Source organism: Paracoccus liaowanqingii (assembly GCF_004683865.2).
In the GTDB taxonomy this organism is placed as follows: Bacteria; Pseudomonadota; Alphaproteobacteria; order Rhodobacterales; family Rhodobacteraceae; genus Paracoccus; species Paracoccus liaowanqingii.
This window is the reverse complement of the sequence record NZ_CP038439.1, coordinates 1,527,602-1,543,969: the sequence shown is the minus strand read 5'-3', so window position 1 is coordinate 1,543,969 and position 16,368 is coordinate 1,527,602. Positions and strand designations below refer to the sequence as shown.

General features: G+C 67.4%; 19 protein-coding genes and 1 tRNA gene. 9 read left to right on the top strand and 11 right to left on the bottom strand.

The annotated features are described in order from the left end of the window. Positions 1 to 3: 3 nt before the first annotated feature. A complete protein-coding gene (locus E4191_RS07420) occupies positions 4 to 339 on the bottom strand; it encodes a DUF6477 family protein (RefSeq protein WP_135312846.1) in 336 nt (111 codons plus the stop codon). Positions 340 to 555: 216 nt separating this feature from the next. On the opposite strand from E4191_RS07420, the gene E4191_RS07415 reads away from it, so the two are divergent. Beyond that, on the top strand, positions 556 to 1,704 hold the full coding sequence (locus tag E4191_RS07415) for a DUF6456 domain-containing protein (RefSeq protein ID WP_407947054.1): 1,149 nt from the start codon (positions 556 to 558) through the stop codon (positions 1,702 to 1,704). Positions 1,705 to 1,770: 66 nt separating this feature from the next. On the opposite strand, the gene E4191_RS07410 is transcribed toward E4191_RS07415, so the two are convergent. Continuing rightward, the gene (locus E4191_RS07410; protein WP_135312845.1) at positions 1,771 to 3,264 is read right to left on the bottom strand and encodes a catalase; all 1,494 of its coding nucleotides are present in this window, start codon (positions 3,262 to 3,264) and stop codon (positions 1,771 to 1,773) included. A 98-nt stretch (positions 3,265 to 3,362) separates the two neighbouring features. Between E4191_RS07410 and E4191_RS07405 the strand changes: the two genes are divergently transcribed. Beyond that, positions 3,363 to 4,268: a hydrogen peroxide-inducible genes activator gene (locus E4191_RS07405; protein WP_135312844.1), complete on the top strand. Its 906-nt coding sequence runs from the start codon at positions 3,363 to 3,365 to the stop codon at positions 4,266 to 4,268. 31 nt (positions 4,269 to 4,299) lie between these two features. On the opposite strand, the gene E4191_RS07400 is transcribed toward E4191_RS07405, so the two are convergent. After that, positions 4,300 to 4,848 (bottom strand): peroxiredoxin, encoded by a 549-nt coding sequence (locus E4191_RS07400; RefSeq protein WP_135312843.1) that lies wholly within the window; start codon positions 4,846 to 4,848, stop codon positions 4,300 to 4,302. 210 nt (positions 4,849 to 5,058) lie between these two features. Here E4191_RS07400 and lipA point away from each other — a divergent pair, with 210 nt between their 5' ends. The 4 genes from lipA (at position 5,059) to E4191_RS07380 (ending at position 7,430) form a co-directional block, all read left to right on the top strand. Further along, positions 5,059 to 6,009, top strand: coding sequence for a lipoyl synthase (lipA, locus tag E4191_RS07395; RefSeq protein WP_136884092.1), 951 nt, complete (start codon positions 5,059 to 5,061; stop codon positions 6,007 to 6,009). Between the two features lie 122 nt (positions 6,010 to 6,131). Beyond that, a tRNA-Leu gene (locus tag E4191_RS07390) sits at positions 6,132 to 6,215 on the top strand. Between the two features lie 113 nt (positions 6,216 to 6,328). Beyond that, a complete protein-coding gene (locus E4191_RS07385) occupies positions 6,329 to 6,760 on the top strand; it encodes a DUF883 family protein (protein ID WP_135312841.1) in 432 nt (143 codons plus the stop codon). Between the two features lie 10 nt (positions 6,761 to 6,770). Continuing rightward, entirely contained in the window at positions 6,771 to 7,430 is a 660-nt protein-coding gene (locus tag E4191_RS07380; RefSeq protein WP_135312840.1) for a phage holin family protein, read from the top strand. A gap of 50 nt (positions 7,431 to 7,480) precedes the next feature. Here E4191_RS07380 and grxD read toward each other — a convergent pair whose 3' ends face one another. The 3 genes from grxD to E4191_RS23695 form a co-directional block, all read right to left on the bottom strand. After that, positions 7,481 to 7,843, bottom strand: a complete 363-nt coding sequence (grxD, locus tag E4191_RS07375; RefSeq protein WP_135314370.1) for a Grx4 family monothiol glutaredoxin — start codon at positions 7,841 to 7,843, stop codon at positions 7,481 to 7,483. A gap of 69 nt (positions 7,844 to 7,912) precedes the next feature. Continuing rightward, positions 7,913 to 8,155, bottom strand: a complete 243-nt coding sequence (locus tag E4191_RS07370; protein ID WP_135312839.1) for a BolA/IbaG family iron-sulfur metabolism protein — start codon at positions 8,153 to 8,155, stop codon at positions 7,913 to 7,915. 118 nt (positions 8,156 to 8,273) lie between these two features. After that, on the bottom strand, positions 8,274 to 8,441 hold the full coding sequence (locus E4191_RS23695) for a hypothetical protein (protein WP_168217507.1): 168 nt from the start codon (positions 8,439 to 8,441) through the stop codon (positions 8,274 to 8,276). A 230-nt stretch (positions 8,442 to 8,671) separates the two neighbouring features. Here E4191_RS23695 and E4191_RS07365 point away from each other — a divergent pair, with 230 nt between their 5' ends. The 3 genes from E4191_RS07365 to E4191_RS07355 all read left to right on the top strand — a co-directional run bounded on the left by E4191_RS07365 (position 8,672) and on the right by E4191_RS07355 (position 10,439). Beyond that, on the top strand, positions 8,672 to 9,232 hold the full coding sequence (locus E4191_RS07365; RefSeq protein WP_135312838.1) for a thioredoxin family protein: 561 nt from the start codon (positions 8,672 to 8,674) through the stop codon (positions 9,230 to 9,232). Next, complete coding sequence (gene gph / locus E4191_RS07360; RefSeq protein ID WP_135312837.1) at positions 9,229 to 9,900, top strand: phosphoglycolate phosphatase; 672 nt, start codon at positions 9,229 to 9,231, stop codon at positions 9,898 to 9,900. The genes E4191_RS07365 and gph overlap by 4 nt, the downstream gene beginning before the upstream one ends. A gap of 110 nt (positions 9,901 to 10,010) precedes the next feature. After that, entirely contained in the window at positions 10,011 to 10,439 is a 429-nt protein-coding gene (locus E4191_RS07355) for a TIGR01244 family sulfur transferase (protein WP_135312836.1), read from the top strand. Positions 10,440 to 10,474: 35 nt separating this feature from the next. On the opposite strand, the gene E4191_RS07350 is transcribed toward E4191_RS07355, so the two are convergent. The 5 genes from E4191_RS07350 to E4191_RS07325 form a co-directional block, all read right to left on the bottom strand. Further along, positions 10,475 to 10,819 carry an arsenate reductase family protein gene (locus tag E4191_RS07350; RefSeq protein ID WP_228461636.1) on the bottom strand — a complete coding sequence of 115 codons (345 nt, stop codon included), beginning with the start codon at positions 10,817 to 10,819 and terminating at the stop codon, positions 10,475 to 10,477. Positions 10,820 to 10,965: 146 nt separating this feature from the next. Then, entirely contained in the window at positions 10,966 to 12,270 is a 1,305-nt protein-coding gene (locus E4191_RS07345; protein ID WP_135312835.1) for a DUF3422 family protein, read from the bottom strand. Positions 12,271 to 12,383: 113 nt separating this feature from the next. Then, positions 12,384 to 13,826: an NAD(P)(+) transhydrogenase (Re/Si-specific) subunit beta gene (locus tag E4191_RS07340; protein WP_135312834.1), complete on the bottom strand. Its 1,443-nt coding sequence runs from the start codon at positions 13,824 to 13,826 to the stop codon at positions 12,384 to 12,386. 12 nt (positions 13,827 to 13,838) lie between these two features. Next, complete coding sequence (locus tag E4191_RS07335) at positions 13,839 to 15,413, bottom strand: Re/Si-specific NAD(P)(+) transhydrogenase subunit alpha (protein WP_135312833.1); 1,575 nt, start codon at positions 15,411 to 15,413, stop codon at positions 13,839 to 13,841. Positions 15,414 to 15,613: 200 nt separating this feature from the next. Next, positions 15,614 to 16,303, bottom strand: coding sequence for a hypothetical protein (locus tag E4191_RS07325; protein ID WP_176562652.1), 690 nt, complete (start codon positions 16,301 to 16,303; stop codon positions 15,614 to 15,616). Positions 16,304 to 16,368: the final 65 nt, after the last annotated feature.

Genomic DNA, 16,368 nt, shown 5'->3' with positions numbered 1-16,368 from the left:
CGCCTAGCGGGCGGCGGCGACCGGGCAGGGCGGGCAGGCCGCGATCGCGGCGCGCATCTCGGCCAGGATGGCGATCATCAGCGCGACATGGCGCTTGAGGTCGTATTCGGCGGCCCGCGTCACCCGCAGGTCGTTCTGAAGATCCTCCTCGGCGCGCAGGCGCGGCAGGACCGCCCCGGGTGCCGGGCAGCCGTCGCTGCGCAGAAGCCGCGCCAGATCCCGGTCGCGTTTCCACGACGCCTGACCCTCGCGCGCGGCGCGGATCAGCGTGCCGGGGCGGCGCAGGCCGTGCAGCGACGGGCGGGGGCGGAAGACGATCACGTTCGACGGTGCAGTCATGGGCCTGTCCTCTGGTTGGTCGTGGCCCGCAGCTTCACACAACTTTGGCGTGCGTTGCCGAATCGCGTGTCGCAGCGCGCGGTCCGGCAAGGTTTCTTTAGGAATTCTTAGGGAATGTTGCGGCTATGTGCAGAGACATCCTGTTCGGCACGAAACGACATTCAACCCAGGGTTGCCAATCACGACCGGCGGCCTGAGGACGACAAGGGACCTGACATGACCATATCGACCGGTGACTTCGCACCCTGCCCGGGCACCACGGCGCACCCGTCCGGGGCCGGGGACGGCAAGGGCGAGCCCCGCGACATGACAGAGGATGCCCGCCTGTATCTGCGTCACGTCGAGCAGGGCATCCCCATCCGCGCGCTGGCCCGCGAATCCGGCTGTCATGCCTCGACCATTTTGCGCCGCGTCCGCCGCTTCGAGGCGCGGCGCGACGATCCGCTGGTCGATGCGGCCCTGACGCCCCAGGCCCCGCGCCACTCCGCGCAGTACGACCGCCAGGCGCTGCGGGTGCTGCGGCGATTGGCCGAGCCCGGGGCGGCGATGGCCTCGGCCCCCGGGATGGACAAGGCGATCGTGACCCGCAACGACATCCGCACCGCCGTGCTGGACCGCGCGCTGGCCGAGGGCATGGCGCTGAAGGGCTGGGTCGTGCAGACCCGGACAGGCGGGCGGCTGCAGCGCTATGTCATCGCCCCGGCGGGACGCGAGGCGCTGCGCGACATGTTGCGCTCGCCCCGCCAGCGCAATGCGGTGCCCGGCCCCGGGGCCTTCGCGGATGCCGAGCCGGTCGGCGCGGATGCGCCGCAGCTTCAGCCCGGCATGGCCGAGGCGCAGGCGGGCTTTGTCCATGCCGAGAGCCACCGGGTCTGGGAGGATCGGGTGATCGAGGACCCCGAGACCGGCCGGCGCCGCCATGCGCGGGTAAACATCGCCGAAAGCCCGCTGCTGGTGCTGGCCCGTCGGCGCGACACGGACGGGCAGCCTTTCCTGAGTGCCGGGCTTGTCTCGGCCGGGGAACGGCTGCGCGAGGATTTCGAGCTGGCCCAGATGGGGCCGCGCGTCACGCAGAACTGGGACGGGTTCATGACGGCGGGGATCGACGTGTCACGGACCGGATCCGGGTTTCGCGGCGGGTCCGAGAACGCCCGCGACCGGGTGGCGCTGGCGCTGCGCGATCTGGGGCCGGGCCTGGGCGACATCGTGCTGCGCGTCTGCTGCTTCCTGGAAGGCATCGAGATGACCGAGCGGCGCTTGGGCTGGTCGGCGCGCTCGGGCAAGATCGTGCTGCGCCTGGCCCTGATGCGGCTGGAGCGGCACTATGCCGAGACCTACGGCAAGGGTTCGCCGCTGATCGGCTGAACGAACAGGGGGCGCCCCGAAGGGCGCCCCTAAAAATAGAAACTCGTGAAAAAAGTCGCGCGGCGCTTATTCTGCCGCGTGACGGTGGCGTTCGGCCATCTCGGCCCGCGCGGCGCGGATGCCCGCGCCATAGGCCGGGCTGATCGCGTCGAAATGCGCCAGCACCCGGTCCAGGATGCGCTCGTCGGACACCCCCTCCATCGCGGCGGCGAGGTTCTTGTACAGGCGCCCACGCTCCTCTTCGGTCAGCACCGTGTCATGCAGCGCGCGGACCTGGGTATAGTCGTCCATCTGCTGCTGGTGCGGATGGCGCCCGGCCTCGCCCGAGATCCGAAGGGGCGGCTCGGTGAAGGACGGATCCTCGACAGCGCCGCCGAAGCTGTTCGGCTCGTAATAGGCGTCCGTGCTGCCCGACTTGTGGCCGAAGAAGTTCATCGACCCGTCCTTGTGATAGTGATGCACCGGGGCCTTCGCGGCGTTCACCGGCAGATGCTCGTAATGCGTGCCGAGACGATAGCGATGCGCGTCGGCATAGCTGAAGACGCGGGCCTGCAGCATCTTGTCGGGCGAATAGCCGATGCCGCGCACCTTGTTCGACGGGCTGAAGGCCGACTGCTCGATCTGCGCGAAGTAGTTCTCGGCATTGCGGTTCAGCTCGACCTCGCCGACCTCGATCAGCGGATAGTCGGAATGCGGCCAGACCTTGGTCAGGTCGAACGGATCGTAGGGGGTCTTTTCCGCGTCTAGTTCGGGCATGACCTGAACCATCATCTTCCAGCGCGGGAACTGGCCGTCCTCGATCTTGCCGAACAGGGCCTCCTGATAGCCCTCGCGGTTGTGGCCGATGATCTCGGCGGCCTCGCCATTGGTGAAATGGCGATGGCCCTGCTGGGTCTTGAAGTGGAACTTGACCCAGAAACGCTCGCCCGCCGCATTCCAGAAGGAATAGGTGTGGCTGCCATAGCCGTTCATGAAGGTCGGGTCCTGCGGAATGCCACGATCCGACATCAGGATCGTCACCTGATGCAGCGATTCGGGCTGCTGGCCCCAGAAGTCCCACATGGCGGTCGCGCTGCGCATGTTGGTGCGCGGGTGACGCTTCTGCGTGTGGATGAAGTCGGGGAACTTCAGCGGGTCGCGGACGAAGAAGACGGGCGTGTTGTTGCCCACCATGTCCCAGTTGCCCTCGTCGGTGTAGAACTTCAGCGAGAAGCCCCGCACGTCGCGCTCATGGTCGGCCGCCCCGGCCTCTCCGGCCACGGTCGAGAAGCGCGCCAGCATGTCGGTCGTCTTGCCGATCTGCGAGAAGATCGAGGCGCAGCTGTACTGGCTGATGTCGTTGGTGACGGTGAAGGTCCCGAAGGCGCCCCAGCCCTTGGCGTGGACGACACGCTCGGGGATGCGCTCGCGGTTTTGGTGGGCCAGCTTTTCCAGCAGCTGGTAGTCCTGCATCAGCAGCGGGCCGCGGACGCCCGCCGTCTCGCTGTTCTGGTTCGAGGCGATGGGCGCGCCTGCGGTGGTGGTCATGCGCGGGCGGCCGGACGGATCGTTCTGGCTCATGGGAGGCTCCCTTGTGGTTGAATTCGCTGGTTGCACCATGACCCATCCGGGCGATAAACAGAAATCGGTATTTCTGCTAGAACCGATCAGGTCCCCTTATGAACATCACCCTGCGCCAGCTGCGCTATTTCCTGGCCCTGGCCGATGCCGCGCATTTCACCCGCGCGGCCGAGGCGATCCATGTCAGCCAGCCCGCGCTGTCCATGCAGATCCGTGCGCTGGAGGATGTGGTCGGCGCCACGCTGGTCGAGCGGACCTCCTCGGGCGTCGTGCTGACCCCGCAGGGTCGGGCGCTGCAGGCCCATGCGCTGCGGGTGCTGCAGGCGATGACCGATCTGGAACAGGGACTGCGGCGACCGGGGCAGGGCGGTCGGCTGATGCTGGGGATGATCCCGACCGTCGCGCCCTATCTGCTGCCCGAGGCGCTGCCCGACCTGCGCGCCCGCGACATCGGCCGCGACCTGCATCTGCGCGAAGCCCAGACCGAGCGGCTGCTGGAGGAGCTGGCGCAGGGGCGGCTGGATGCCATCGTCGTGGCCAGCCCCCCCGAGGATGCGCGGGTCGAGGCCGTGGCGCTCTTCACCGATCACTTCCTGCTGGCGGGCAGCGCCGCGCGGGTGGCCGACCTGCATGCCCGTGCCGTGGCCCCGGGCGCGCTGGATCCGGGCCAGCTGCTGCTTCTGGACGAGGGGCATTGCCTGGGCGATCAGGCGCTGGAGGTCTGCGGGCTGAACCGCCGCAGCGCCCGGCTGGATCTGGGCGCGGCCTCGCTGGCGACGCTGTGCCGTCTGGCCGCGCAGGGGATGGGGCTGACCTTCCTGCCCGAGATCGCCCGGCAGCAGGAACTGGCCGCCGCCCCCGGCCTGACCGCCATCCGCTTCGCCGAGCCGCAGCCCGCGCGTCAGGTCATGCTGATGCGCCGCGCCTCGACCCCGGCGCAGGGCTGGTTCGATGATCTGGCGCAGGTCCTGCGGATGGCGGCGCAGCCGCTTCTGGGCGGGTAGGGGCCGCGCGGGCGGCGGCCCCTCTGTGTCGTCAGGCGGGCTCGGAGACGCGGGCGGTCTGCAGCCACGCCAGCACGGCCTCGGGCGCGGTTGCGCCATAGGGATCCTCGTCGCAATCGTCGCAGCGGCCCGGCTCCTCGAACCAGGCCTCGACCACGCCGTCGTCGATGACGGCGGCATAGCGCCAGCTGCGCGGGCCGAAGCCCAAGTTGTCCTTGCGCACCAGCATGCCGACGCGGTCGGTGAATTCGGCCGAGCCGTCGGGGATGACGGCGACGTTCTGCAGGTCCTGCGCCTTGGCCCATTGGTTCATGACGAAGCTGTCATTGACCGACAGGCAATAGATCGCGTCGATCCCCAGGTCCTGCATCCGGCCGAAGGATTTCTCGAAGCCGGGCAGCTGATAGGTCGAGCAGGTGGGCGTGAAGGCGCCGGGCAGCGAGAACAGCACGACCCGCTTGCCGGCGAAGTAATCGGCGGTGGTCATGTCCTGCCAGCGGAAGGGATTGGGGCCGTCCAGGGAGGCGTCGCGGACGCGGGTACGGAAGGTGACGTCGGGCAGTTTCGATCCGGGTGTCATCGGGGCTCCTGTCATGTCGGGCATCGGCGGCGCGATGCGGGGGCTCCTCCCTTGGGCAAAAGGTAATGCCGCACTGCGGCGACGACAATGCCGCAGCCGCACGATCGGGGCCCTGCATGGCAGCCATGCCGGGCACGCCCCGGCCATGCGTTGCCAAGACCGCGAAAACAGCCTATTTCTGCGGGAACCGCGACCGAAAGGACCATGACCTTGCGCGACCTCACCATCCCGGATCAGCGTCACCCGGAAAAGGCGCACCGTCCCGACCAGGCCCAGCCCAAGAAGCCGGACTGGATCCGGGTCAAGGCGCCGACCTCGGCGGGCTACAAGGCGACGCGCGATCTGCTGCGCGAGAACCGCCTGTCCACCGTCTGCGAGGAGGCGGGTTGCCCCAATGTCGGCGAATGCTGGAGCCAGGGCCACGCCACCATGATGATCATGGGCGAGATCTGCACGCGGGGCTGCACCTTCTGCAACGTCGCCACCGGCAAGCCCACCTCGCTGGATGCGTTCGAGCCGGGCCGAGTGGCCCATGCGGTCGCCAAACTGGGACTGAACCACGTGGTCATCACCAGCGTCGACCGCGACGATCTGGACGATGGCGGGGCGGATCACTTCGCCCAGACCATCCGCGCGATCCGCCACCGGTCGCCCGCGTCCACCATCGAGGTGCTGACGCCCGACTTCCTGAAATCGAAGCCCGGCGCGCTGGAGACGGTGGTCGAGGCGCGGCCCGACGTCTTCAACCACAACCTGGAAACGGTGCCGGGCCTTTACCCTTCGGTCCGTCCGGGGGCGCGCTATTTCCATTCGCTGCGCATCCTGCAACGGATCAAGGAACTGGACCCGACGATGTTCACCAAGTCGGGGATCATGGTGGGCCTGGGCGAGGATCGCCAGGGCGTGCTGCAGGTCATGGACGACATGCGTGCGGCTGACATCGACTTCATCACCATCGGCCAATACCTGCAGCCCAGCCCCAAGCATCACCGCGTCGACCGCTTCGTGACCCCCGAGGAATTCGCGGGCTACGAGAAGGCCGCCTATGGCAAGGGCTTCCTGATGGTCTCGGCCACGCCGCTGACGCGGTCGTCCTATCATGCGGGCGACGATTTCGCGCGGCTGCGCGATGCGCGGCTGGCAAAGCTGGGCCGGGCCTGACCCGGCGTGGCAGGGTCGCGGGGCAGGGGCCCCTCACATCGGTCTTGCAAATCCCCGCGGCGGGAATTACGCCTCGGCGGGTGATCCGCAAGGATCCCGCCGGAAGGGCGCCTGACAGGTTCGGGGGCGTGGCGGAATGGTAGACGCGACGGATTCAAAATCCGTTTCAGCAATGAGTGCCGGTTCGAGTCCGGCCGCCCCTACCACGCCCTTTCGTTCCCCCGATTAAGGTAAAGATTTTCGTCGACTGCGGGAACAATCACCCGCATGCCATTGTTTGTCTGACGAAGGTGAACGACACCTATGAAAGGACGATACCATGGCACAGAACCCGACCCTCGACGACGCCAAGCGCGACGCTCAGAAAGCTACCAACGAGGCAAAGCGCGACCTGCAGGACGGCGCCAGCCGCGTGGCCGATGACGTGCGTGACACTGCCAAGAACCTGGCCGACAATTCGGGCGTCGAGCGCCTGAAGGATCGTGGTGCGGCCCTTGCCGAAGACGCCAAGGAGACCGGTCGCCAGTATGTCGACCGCGCCCGCGAGACCAGCCAGGAATATGCCGACAAGGCCCGCATCGAGGCCGAGCGCCTGTACGAAGCCGGTCAGCAGAAGGCCCACGAGGTCGCACACTACGCCGAAGAGCGTTACGACGAAGTGTCGGAAATGGTCCGCCGCAACCCGGCCCAGGCTCTGGGCATCGCGGCCGGCGTCGGCTTCCTTGTCGGCCTGCTGATGTCGCGTCGCTGAGGTCGAGCATATGTTCGATTTCGCCCGACGCATCCAACTGGCTGTCGGCGATACGTTCCGGCGCGCGGCTCTCAAGGCCGCCGCCGGGGTTGCCGGACTGATCGCCTCGGGGTTCCTGCTGGCGGCGCTGTGGTCCTTCTTGGCGAACGAGCTTGACTGGGGGTCGACACTGGCCTCGCTGGCCATCGGTGGTGTGCTGCTGCTGATCGCGGTGATTCTGATCGCCATGTCGTCGCGTCGCAAGCACGAGATGCCCACGACCGACGATCTGAAGCGCGAAGTCGAGGCGCGCGTGTCGCTGGCAACCGATGCCGCCGTCACCCGCGCCCGTTCCGAGGCGACGCGGATGGTGGGACTTGCCGAGACCAAAGCGCATTCGCTGATGGATCAGGCAAGCTATCGTGCGACCAAGCTGGCGGATGATGCCGAGCGCAAAGTGTTCGGCGGCTTCCGCGAGACGGTGCGGTCGATCGGTCTGGACAGCGACACCCGGCAATCCGCCGAGCGTCGCATCCAGGCAGGCACGCAGCAGGTCAAGCAGGCGGCGAATTCCAACGTCGGCAGCATGGCCAAGCTGTTCGGGGCCTTTGCGGTCGGCGTGACGCTGGCGGCCAAGATCCAGGAAAGCCGCAACACGGATCCGGCTTACGATCCCGACGATCTGATCTGACGAAAAAGGGCGCCACTGGCGCCCTTTTTCATGTCCGGATCAGACCGGCATCAGGCATTGGCTTCGCGGATCTTGTCCGCCGCCGCCTGATCGAAGACCACACCCTGCTTGCTCAGCAGCTGGTCCAGCTCGCCCGACAGCGTCATCTCGGTGATGATGTCGCAGCCGCCGACGAACTCTCCCTTGACATAGAGCTGCGGGATCGTCGGCCAGTCCGAGAATTCCTTGATGCCCTGACGGACCTCGGCGTCGGACAGCACGTCCACGTCCTGGAAGGGCACGCCCATGTAGTTCAGCACACCCGCGACGCGGCTGGAGAACCCGCATTGCGGCATCTCCTTGGTGCCCTTCATGAACAGCACGACATCGTTGCTGTCGATCAGGCCTTGAATGCGGTTGGTCACGTCATTCATCATGACACTCCTTTTCGGTCGATGGCCCGCCGGTGGCAGGCCGAAAAACGGTGGCGGGGCAGGGTGCCGTCAGTCGGGCGCCTTGGTCGTCAGGGCCAGGGCGTGCAATTCGCCGGACGGGCCATCCATCTTGCCCTGCAGCGCCGCATAGACGGCGCGCTGCTGCTGCACCCGGTTCATCCCGCGAAAGGCTTCGTCGATGACCTCGGCGGCGTAGTGGTTGCCGTCGCCCGCCAGATCGGTGATCGTGATCTTGGCAGAGGGGAACGAGACCCTGATGAGGGCTTCGATATCGTGCGCTTCCATGGCCATGGGGTGATCCTTGTCTGTCCTTGTTCAAGATGTAGGGGATGGTGCCGTGACCCGCAAGGCCGGCACGGAAACGGCCGCGCCCCGAGGGCACGGCCGTTTGTCGTCAATTGAGGTCGTCTTACTGCGTGGCGCTGACGGCACCCACGGTGCCGCCGACCACCGCACCGGCGGGTCCTGCCACGGCAGCGCCGCCCAGACCGCCGGTCGCGGCACGTTCGCCGACGGTCGTGCCGCAGGCCGACAGCGCGAGGATGGCGACGAGAAGTCCGGTTTTCGCATAGGTCATGATCGTGATCCTTATCTGGACAAGTTGTTCATCCTGGAAACAGACGCGACAACGACGGCGGAGGTTCCCCGACATACCCGTAAAGCGGCGACAGGGGGATGCGTCCATTCTTGGAATAATCTGTATTATGTCATTTAATGACGTATCCCCGTCCCCGGTTCGACCAATTAGCGGCTTGCCGGTCTTGGACTGTTGACCCAAGATCGCGCCAGCACCTGCAGGAGAAGATCATGGCCGTCTCGCCACCCGTCTGTGATTTCGGCGCAGCCTGGCACGACTTCGCGCTGCCCACGGGCGACGGCCAGGTCGTGACGCTGGCCAACGTCACGGGCGCGCGCGGCACGCTGGTCATGTTCATCTGCAACCACTGTCCTTATGTGCGCGCCATTCTAGACCGCATCCTGCGCGACGCGCATGGCCTGATGGATCAAGGTATCGGTGTCGTGGCGATCTCGGCCAACGATGCCGAAGCCTATCCTCAGGACGGTCCTGCCGAGATGGCCCGTCTGGCCCGTGAGGCTGGCTTCAGGTTTCCTTATCTGTATGACAGGACCCAGCACATCGCCCGGGCCTATGGCGCCGAATGCACGCCGGACTTCTTCGGCTACAACTCTGCCGGACAACTGCAATATCGCGGTCGGCTGGATGCCTCGGGACGCAATCCCGCCCCCGACGATGCCCGCCGCGAGTTGTACGAGGCGATGGTGATGATCGCCGAGACAGGCGCCGGGCCACGGGACCAGGTGGCCTCGATGGGCTGTTCGATCAAATGGAAGGCTGACCAAGAATGACCCGACCCTGCCCCATCGTCTTCGACCTGGACGGCACGCTGATCGACAGCGCGCCCGACATCCATGCCTGCGTAAACGCAGTCCTGCGCGAACACGGCTTGCCGCTGCTGACGCTGGACCGGGTGCGCAGCTTCGTGGGCGGCGGGGTCGAGGTGCTGTGGACGCGGGTCATGGCCGCCTGCGCCATCGACCCGGTGCAGCGGCCCGCGCTGATCGCCGCCTTCATGACGCGCTATCACGATGCGACGGCGCTGACGCGGCTCTATCCCGGCGCGCTGGAGGCGCTTGGCCTGCTGGCCGATGCCGGCCACCCGCTTGGGTTGTGCACCAACAAGCCGATGGCGCCCACGCGCGTCGTGCTGGAGCATTTCGGCCTCAGCCGCCTGCTGCCTGTCGTGGTCGGCGGCGATTCCCTGCCGCAGCGCAAGCCTGATCCCGCGCCGTTGCGGCTGGCCCTGGCGCAGCTGGGCGCCACCGGCGACCGGCCCCGCGCGCTCTATGTGGGCGACAGCGAATTTGACGCGCATTGCGCGGCGGCCGTGCCGGTGCCCTTCCTGATCTATTCGCAGGGCTACCGGATGACGCCCATCGCGGATCTGCCGCATCAGGCGGTCTTCGACCGCTTCGACCAACTGCCGGGCCTGATCTCCGAGACGATCCTTGCGTAAGGCGGCTGCCCGCCACGCGGGCGCCGCTGCTCACGCTTCGGTGGGGTCGGCTTGACAAGACATGGGGAAAGCCTGCAGGTCGGCATGACACCTTCATGAAAGGGCTGCCCATGGATCTGCGTCAACTGACCCCCACCCTTGCCGTCTCTCCGCAGATCCTGCCCGATGACGTGCCCGCCCTGGCCGAGGCTGGGTTCAAGGTGCTGGTCAACAACCGCCCCGATGACGAGGTCGGGGCCGAGATCGACCATGACGCCATGGCCGCCGCCGCAGCCAAGGCCGGGATGCAGTATCACTACCTGCCGTTCCAGCCCGGCCAGATCACGCCGCAGCTGATCGCGGATTTCGGACAGGCGCTGTCGGGCCAGGGTCCGGTGATCGCCTATTGCCGCTCGGGCAACCGCAGCACCGTCCTCTGGGCGCTGAACCAGGCAGGCCGCTTGCCCGAGGACGAGATCCTGCAGACTGCCGACAAGGCCGGCTACGACCTGACTGGGGTGCGCCCGCTGATCGCCTCGCTGGCCAGCCGCAAGGGCTGAGCGCCCCTGCCCCGCATCCTTGCGCCGGGGCGCCCCTAGACCGGAACCCCGAAGGCGCGCTTGACATTGACCGTCCAGCCGAGCGTCGCGGTCTCGTCCGCGCGGATGGCGGGGCGCTTCATCACGCTCGGCTTCTCGCCCATCATCGCGACCGGATCGGCGGCGCGCTCGTCCTCGGACATGCCGCGCCAGGTCAGGCTGGCCCGGTTGATGATCTTGTCGCCGAAGGTCTCGACCAGCGCGCGCCGCTCGTCCTCGGACAGGGGCTCCTTCTGCACGTCGCGGAAGGCGACTGTCCAGCCCTGCTCCTCGAGGCCCGCCTGCGCCTTCTGGCAGGTCGAGCAATGGGACAATCCGAACATCGTCAGTGACTTGGCCATGATATCCTCGTCAGATCAGGGGCACGAAAGGGATGCCGCAGGCGCTGAGGGCGAGGGTCGCCAGAAGGGCAAATGTCAGACGCATGGAAGGGATCCTTTCGGGTGAGTGCCCGCCGGTTATCACGTCCCCCCGGATGCATCGCAAGTCACAAATCGTCGCCCCCCGCCGCGTGCAGGCTTTTGCGCACGCGGCGCATCGCCCCCCAGACCGCCAGCACCGTCAGCGGCGTCAGGACCGCGACCAGCAGCGTCTTGTCGATGCCCGACGACCCCGCCAGCGGCGCCAGCGCATAGCCCAGCAGCCCCACGGCGTAATAGCTGATCGCCACCACCGACAGCCCCTCGACCGTGTGCTGCAGGCGCAGCTGCAGGTCGGCGCGGCGATCCATGCGGTGCATGATCCTCTGGTTCTGCGCGCTGCGTTCGACATCGACGCGGGTGCGCAGCAGCTCGGATGCCCGCGCGGCCCGTTCCAGGATCGTGGCCAGCCGCTGCTCGGCCGATTTCGCCGTGCGCATGGCAGGCTGATAGCGGCGGCGCATGAACTCGGACAGCATCTGCCGGTCCATGAACCGCGTCTCGCGCAGCGTGCCGATGCGGTCATGCACGATCGCCTCATAGGCCGAGGTCGCACCGAAGCGGAAGGAATGCTGGATCGCCTGCGCCTCCAGCTCGGTCGAGACGGCCAGCAGCTCGTGCAACAGCTGTTCGGCAGGCAGCGTCTCGTCGGCCATCTGGTCCAGGATCGCGGTCAGGCGCGGCTCCAGCTCGTTCAGGCGGGTGCTGAGGCCGCGCGCCCGGCCCAGGCCCAGCATGGACATGGCGCGATAGGTCTCCAGCTCGACCAGCCGGTGGACCAGCCGTCCCACGCGCCCCTCGGAGGTGCCAGGCCGCACGAAGACGGCAAAGCGCATCCAGCCGTCGGCATCGATGCGGAAATCGCCCGCCACCACCGCCGTCTCGTCCAGCACCCAGATCGCGGCCATGCTGTCGCGGGCGAACCAGCCGCCGATGCGGTCCATGACCTCGGCGGGATCCTCGGGCAGCAGGTCGATCTGCACCATCACCGCCGCCACGCGCTTGCCCGGCGCCGCGCGCTGCCAGTCCTCCGAGAAGATCGCCGCCGCCGACGGATCGAAGGGCCGGATCGGCAGGCCGGGCGTCGTGGCCATGTAGGTCACGAATTCCGTGTGGCTTTCCCATTTCAGGTCATGGCGCCCCTGCCGGCCCTGGTAATGGCTGTCCTCGGGGTCCGGGCGCGGCCCGCCATGCCGGTCGACCAGCTGCGTCAGATGGGCCATGTCCAGCGCCCGGGCGCGGTTGGCGGCGTCGCGCGGCTCCTTGAAAGCCACGAAGACCGCCGTGGCGGGCGCGGCCATCCGGGGCGAGGGCCGCGCATGCAGTTCGTTCACCAGCGCATAGCGCAGCGGATGTTCCGTCGCCGGTCCCATGTCCCTACCCCCGATCCTCTTGCGGCAGTTGACCCCGGCCCGTGACCGGGCGCAAGGCAGCAAAAGGCCCGCCGGACCTGATCCGGCGGGCCTGTCCGTCGACCCCTTGGGGGTCAGTCGATCATGGGCAGCAGCTTGTTGATGCTGTCCTTGGCGTCGCCATAGAACATCCGGGTGTTGTCCTTGAAGAACAGCGGGTTCTCGATGCCGCTATAGCCGGTGCCCTGCCCGCGCTTGGACACGAAGACCTGCTTGGCGCGCCAGACCTCGAGGACCGGCATCCCGGCGATGGGGCTGTTCGGATCGTCCTGCGCCGCCGGATTCACGATGTCATTCGAGCCGATGATGATGACGACGTCGGTCGAGGGGAAATCCTCGTTGATCTCGTCCATCTCCAGCACGATGTCATAGGGCACCTTGGCCTCGGCCAGAAGCACGTTCATGTGCCCGGGCAGACGGCCCGCGACCGGGTGGATCGCGAAGCGCACGGTCTTTCCGGCCGCGCGCAGCTTGCGGGTCAGCTCGCTGACCGCGCCCTGCGCCTGCGCCACCGCCATGCCGTAACCCGGCACGATGACCACGCTGTCGGCCTCGTTCAGCGCCGAGGCCACTCCGTCGGCATCGATGGCGATCTGCTCGCCCTCGATCGCCGCCGCCGGTCCCGTCTCGCCGCCGAAGCCGCCCAGGATCACGCTGACGAAGTTGCGGTTCATCGCCTTGCACATGATGTAGGACAGGATCGCGCCCGACGAGCCCACCAGCGCGCCCGTCACGATCAGCAGGTCGTTGCCAAGCGTGAAGCCGATGGCCGCCGCTGCCCAGCCCGAATAGCTGTTCAGCATCGACACCACGACCGGCATGTCGGCGCCGCCGATGCCCATGATCAGGTGATAGCCGATGAAGAACGCCAGCAGGGTGATGACGATCAGCCAAAGAATCGCGGGGCCGACGCCGGTGAAGTAGAGGATGCCCAGCAGGATCGACAGGCCCAGGGCGCCCGCGTTCAGCATGTGCCCGCCCGGCAGCTTCTTGGGCTTGCCGTCGACGCGGCCCGACAGTTTGGCGAAGGCCACGACCGACCCGGTGAAGGTCACCGCGCCGATGAAGATGCCCAGGAAGACCTCGATCTTCAGCATGGCGATCTCGGCCGGGGTCCGGCTGGCCAGCAGGGCGGCGAAGCCCGTGAAGATCACCGGGACCTCGCTGGCGGCGGCGCGCATCACGCGGCCCAGTTCGATCTGCGCGTTAAAGCCCACGAAGACCGCGGCCAGGCCCACCAGCGAATGCATGGCGGCGACCAGTTGCGGCATCTCGGTCATCTGGACGCGCTTGGCGACGATCCAGCCGCCGGTGCCGCCCAAGGCGATCATGACCAGCGACAGGAACCAGTTGCCCGCGCCGGGGCCGAACAGCGTGGCCAGCACCGCCAGCGCCATGCCGACGATGCCGTACCAGATGGCGCGCTTGGCGCTTTCCTGTCCCGACAGCCCGCCAAGCGACAGGATGAACAGGACCGAGGCGACCACATAGGCCGCAGTGGTGAATCCGTATTCCATTGTCCCGACCCCTTACGACTTCTGGAACATGGCAAGCATGCGCCGGGTGACCATGAAGCCACCGAAGATGTTGACCGACGCCATCAGCACCGCCAGCGCGCCCAGCACCATGACCCAGCCCGAGCCCGAGCCGATCTGCATCAGCGCGCCCAGAATGATGATCGAGCTGATCGCGTTGGTGATGGCCATCAGCGGCGTGTGCAGCGAATGCGCGACGTTCCAGATGACCCGGAAGCCGACGAAGCAGGCCAGCACGAAGACAATGAAATGCGACATGAAGCTGGCGGGCGCGACCAGCCCGATCAGCAGCACCACCAGACCGCCGCCCAGCAGCAGCTTGATCTGGCTGGCGGTGTCGGCCTTGAAGGCCGCGGCCTCGGCGGCGCGGCGCTGATCCGGGGTCAGGTCCTTCTTCTTTTCCTTGGGCTTCTGCGCCGCGATGGCCGCGATCTTGGGCGGCGGGGGCGGCCAGGTGATGTCGTGGTCATGGGCGACGGTGGCGCCCCGGATCACGTCATCCTCCATGTTGTGATGGATCACGCCGTCCTTCTTGGGGGTCAGGTCGTGCAGGAAATGGCGGATGTTGTTGCCATAAAGCTCGGAGGCCTGCGCGCCCATGCGCGAAGGGAAATCGGTATAGCCGACGATCACGACGCCATTGTTGGACACGATCCGCTGGTCCGGGACGGTCAGCTCGCAATTGCCGCCCTTCTCGGCGGCCAGGTCGATGATGACGCTGCCGGGCTTCATCATCGCCACCATGTCGGCGGTCCACAGCTTGGGCGCGTCGCGTCCCGGGATCAGCGCCGTGGTGATGACGATGTCCATCTGCGGGGCCAGTTCGCGGAACCGTGCCAGCTGCTTCTCGCGGAATTCCGGGGACGAGGGCGCGGCATAGCCGCCCGTCGCGGCGCCGTCCTGCGCGGGCTCGTCGAATTCCAGATAGACGAACTCGGCGCCCATCGATTCGATCTGCTCGGAGACCTCGGGGCGCACGTCGAAGGCATGGACCTGGGCGCCAAGCGACACGGATGTGCCGATGGCCGCCAGACCGGCGACGCCCGCGCCCACGACCAGCACCTTGGCCGGGGGCACCTTGCCCGCCGCCGTCACCTGCCCTGTGAAGAAGCGTCCGAAATTGTTCGCGGCCTCGATCACCGCGCGGTAGCCCGCGATATTGGCCATCGAGGAGAGCGCGTCCATCTTCTGCGCGCGGCTGATGCGGGGCACCATGTCCATCGCGATGGCGGTGATGCCCTGATCCTTGGCGCGCGCCAGCAGGTCCGCGCTCTGCCCGGGATAGAAGAACGAGATCAGCGTCTGCCCTTCGCGCATCTGGCCGATCTCGGCCTCGGTCGCGGGCCGCACCTTGGCCAGCACATCGACCGCCCCGATCAGTTCGGCCGGCGTCGCGCAGACCGTCACGCCCGCGCGGCGGTACTCGTCGTCGGAAAACCCGGCGCGCGCGCCTGCGCCGCTCTCGACCAGAACCTCGTGCCCCAGCTTGCCCAGATGCCCCGCAGAGCCGGGCGTGATCGCCACGCGGGCCTCACCCTCGAAGCTCTCTTTCAAAGCGCCAATCTTCATGGCTTCCAATGCCCCCCGCATCTTGTGGATCGTCTCATTGCCCGACACTTAACATCGGGCAAGAATGTTTCACAAGGTACGGCCGCGACGAACCAGACCGAAGGCCGACGTCGCGTCCGGATTGCGGCTTCATGCGCGGCGCACATGAAAACGGCCCGGATGCTGGTGCATCCGGGCCGTCCTGCCAAAATCTGGACCGTTTAGTTGGCCGGTGCGGGCGTGGTCGTGGTGTCATTCGCGGCGTCGGCCTCGGGGGCCGTGGTTGCCGGGGCTTCGGTGACGGGCTCGATCGGAACCGTGGTCGTCCCGGTCTCGGTCTCGACGGCATCCGGGGTCTCGGCGGGTTCCGGCGTCACAACCGGCGCCGGGGTCTCGACCTCGGTGGCGGGCTCGTCGACGGTCACGGCATCCTCGACCGCGTCGGCCGCATCGCTGGCCGCGTCCGAGGCCGCATCGGCGGCGTTCGAGGCTGCCTCGCCTGCCGCTTCCACACCGCTCTCGACGGCCGAACCGGTGGCATCGGCCGCGTCATCGGCGGCTTCGGCCGCACTTTCGGCAGCCGCCTCGGCATCGGCCGCGGCGTTGTCGGCGGCGGCTTCGGCCTCGATCTCGGCGGTGTCGGGCTCGGCATCGGGCACGGCCACGACGGCGGGCGCCTCGACGGGCTCGGGCGCGTCCTCGGTCGTCGTCACGGTGGTGGTGTCGCCTTCGACGATGGTCGTGTCATCGGCCATGAACCGCTGCAGCACGAAATAGGCCAGCGCCAGAGCCAGCAGCACGCCGATGATCAGCGGCAGCGCCGAGGACTTGCGCTCGACCGGCTCGACATAGGTTTCCTTGTGATCCACGCCGGGTTTCGGGCGGTTCGGATCGTTGGGATCATAGCTCATGGAAGCCTCCAGTTCGGACTGTCTTGGGACCGGGTTGCATCGCTCTGCTGTGGCGCGGGTCCCAT

Excerpts from the sequence above, each read along its gene's own strand:
- E4191_RS07420 (WP_135312846.1), bottom strand. The coding sequence starts at position 339 with ATGACTGCACCGTCGAACGTGATCGTCTTCCGCCCCCGCCCGTCGCTG.
- E4191_RS07415 (WP_407947054.1), top strand. The coding sequence starts at position 556 with ATGACCATATCGACCGGTGACTTCGCACCCTGCCCGGGCACCACGGCG.
- E4191_RS07410 (WP_135312845.1), bottom strand. The coding sequence starts at position 3,264 with ATGAGCCAGAACGATCCGTCCGGCCGCCCGCGCATGACCACCACCGCA.
- E4191_RS07405 (WP_135312844.1), top strand. The coding sequence starts at position 3,363 with ATGAACATCACCCTGCGCCAGCTGCGCTATTTCCTGGCCCTGGCCGAT.
- E4191_RS07400 (WP_135312843.1), bottom strand. The coding sequence starts at position 4,848 with ATGACACCCGGATCGAAACTGCCCGACGTCACCTTCCGTACCCGCGTC.
- E4191_RS07385 (WP_135312841.1), top strand. The coding sequence starts at position 6,329 with ATGGCACAGAACCCGACCCTCGACGACGCCAAGCGCGACGCTCAGAAA.
- E4191_RS07380 (WP_135312840.1), top strand. The coding sequence starts at position 6,771 with ATGTTCGATTTCGCCCGACGCATCCAACTGGCTGTCGGCGATACGTTC.
- grxD (WP_135314370.1), bottom strand. The coding sequence starts at position 7,843 with ATGAATGACGTGACCAACCGCATTCAAGGCCTGATCGACAGCAACGAT.
- E4191_RS07370 (WP_135312839.1), bottom strand. The coding sequence starts at position 8,155 with ATGGCCATGGAAGCGCACGATATCGAAGCCCTCATCAGGGTCTCGTTC.
- E4191_RS23695 (WP_168217507.1), bottom strand. The coding sequence starts at position 8,441 with ATGACCTATGCGAAAACCGGACTTCTCGTCGCCATCCTCGCGCTGTCG.
- E4191_RS07365 (WP_135312838.1), top strand. The coding sequence starts at position 8,672 with ATGGCCGTCTCGCCACCCGTCTGTGATTTCGGCGCAGCCTGGCACGAC.
- gph (WP_135312837.1), top strand. The coding sequence starts at position 9,229 with ATGACCCGACCCTGCCCCATCGTCTTCGACCTGGACGGCACGCTGATC.
- E4191_RS07355 (WP_135312836.1), top strand. The coding sequence starts at position 10,011 with ATGGATCTGCGTCAACTGACCCCCACCCTTGCCGTCTCTCCGCAGATC.
- E4191_RS07350 (WP_228461636.1), bottom strand. The coding sequence starts at position 10,819 with ATGGCCAAGTCACTGACGATGTTCGGATTGTCCCATTGCTCGACCTGC.
- E4191_RS07345 (WP_135312835.1), bottom strand. The coding sequence starts at position 12,270 with ATGGGACCGGCGACGGAACATCCGCTGCGCTATGCGCTGGTGAACGAA.
- E4191_RS07340 (WP_135312834.1), bottom strand. The coding sequence starts at position 13,826 with ATGGAATACGGATTCACCACTGCGGCCTATGTGGTCGCCTCGGTCCTG.
- E4191_RS07335 (WP_135312833.1), bottom strand. The coding sequence starts at position 15,413 with ATGAAGATTGGCGCTTTGAAAGAGAGCTTCGAGGGTGAGGCCCGCGTG.
- E4191_RS07325 (WP_176562652.1), bottom strand. The coding sequence starts at position 16,303 with ATGAGCTATGATCCCAACGATCCGAACCGCCCGAAACCCGGCGTGGAT.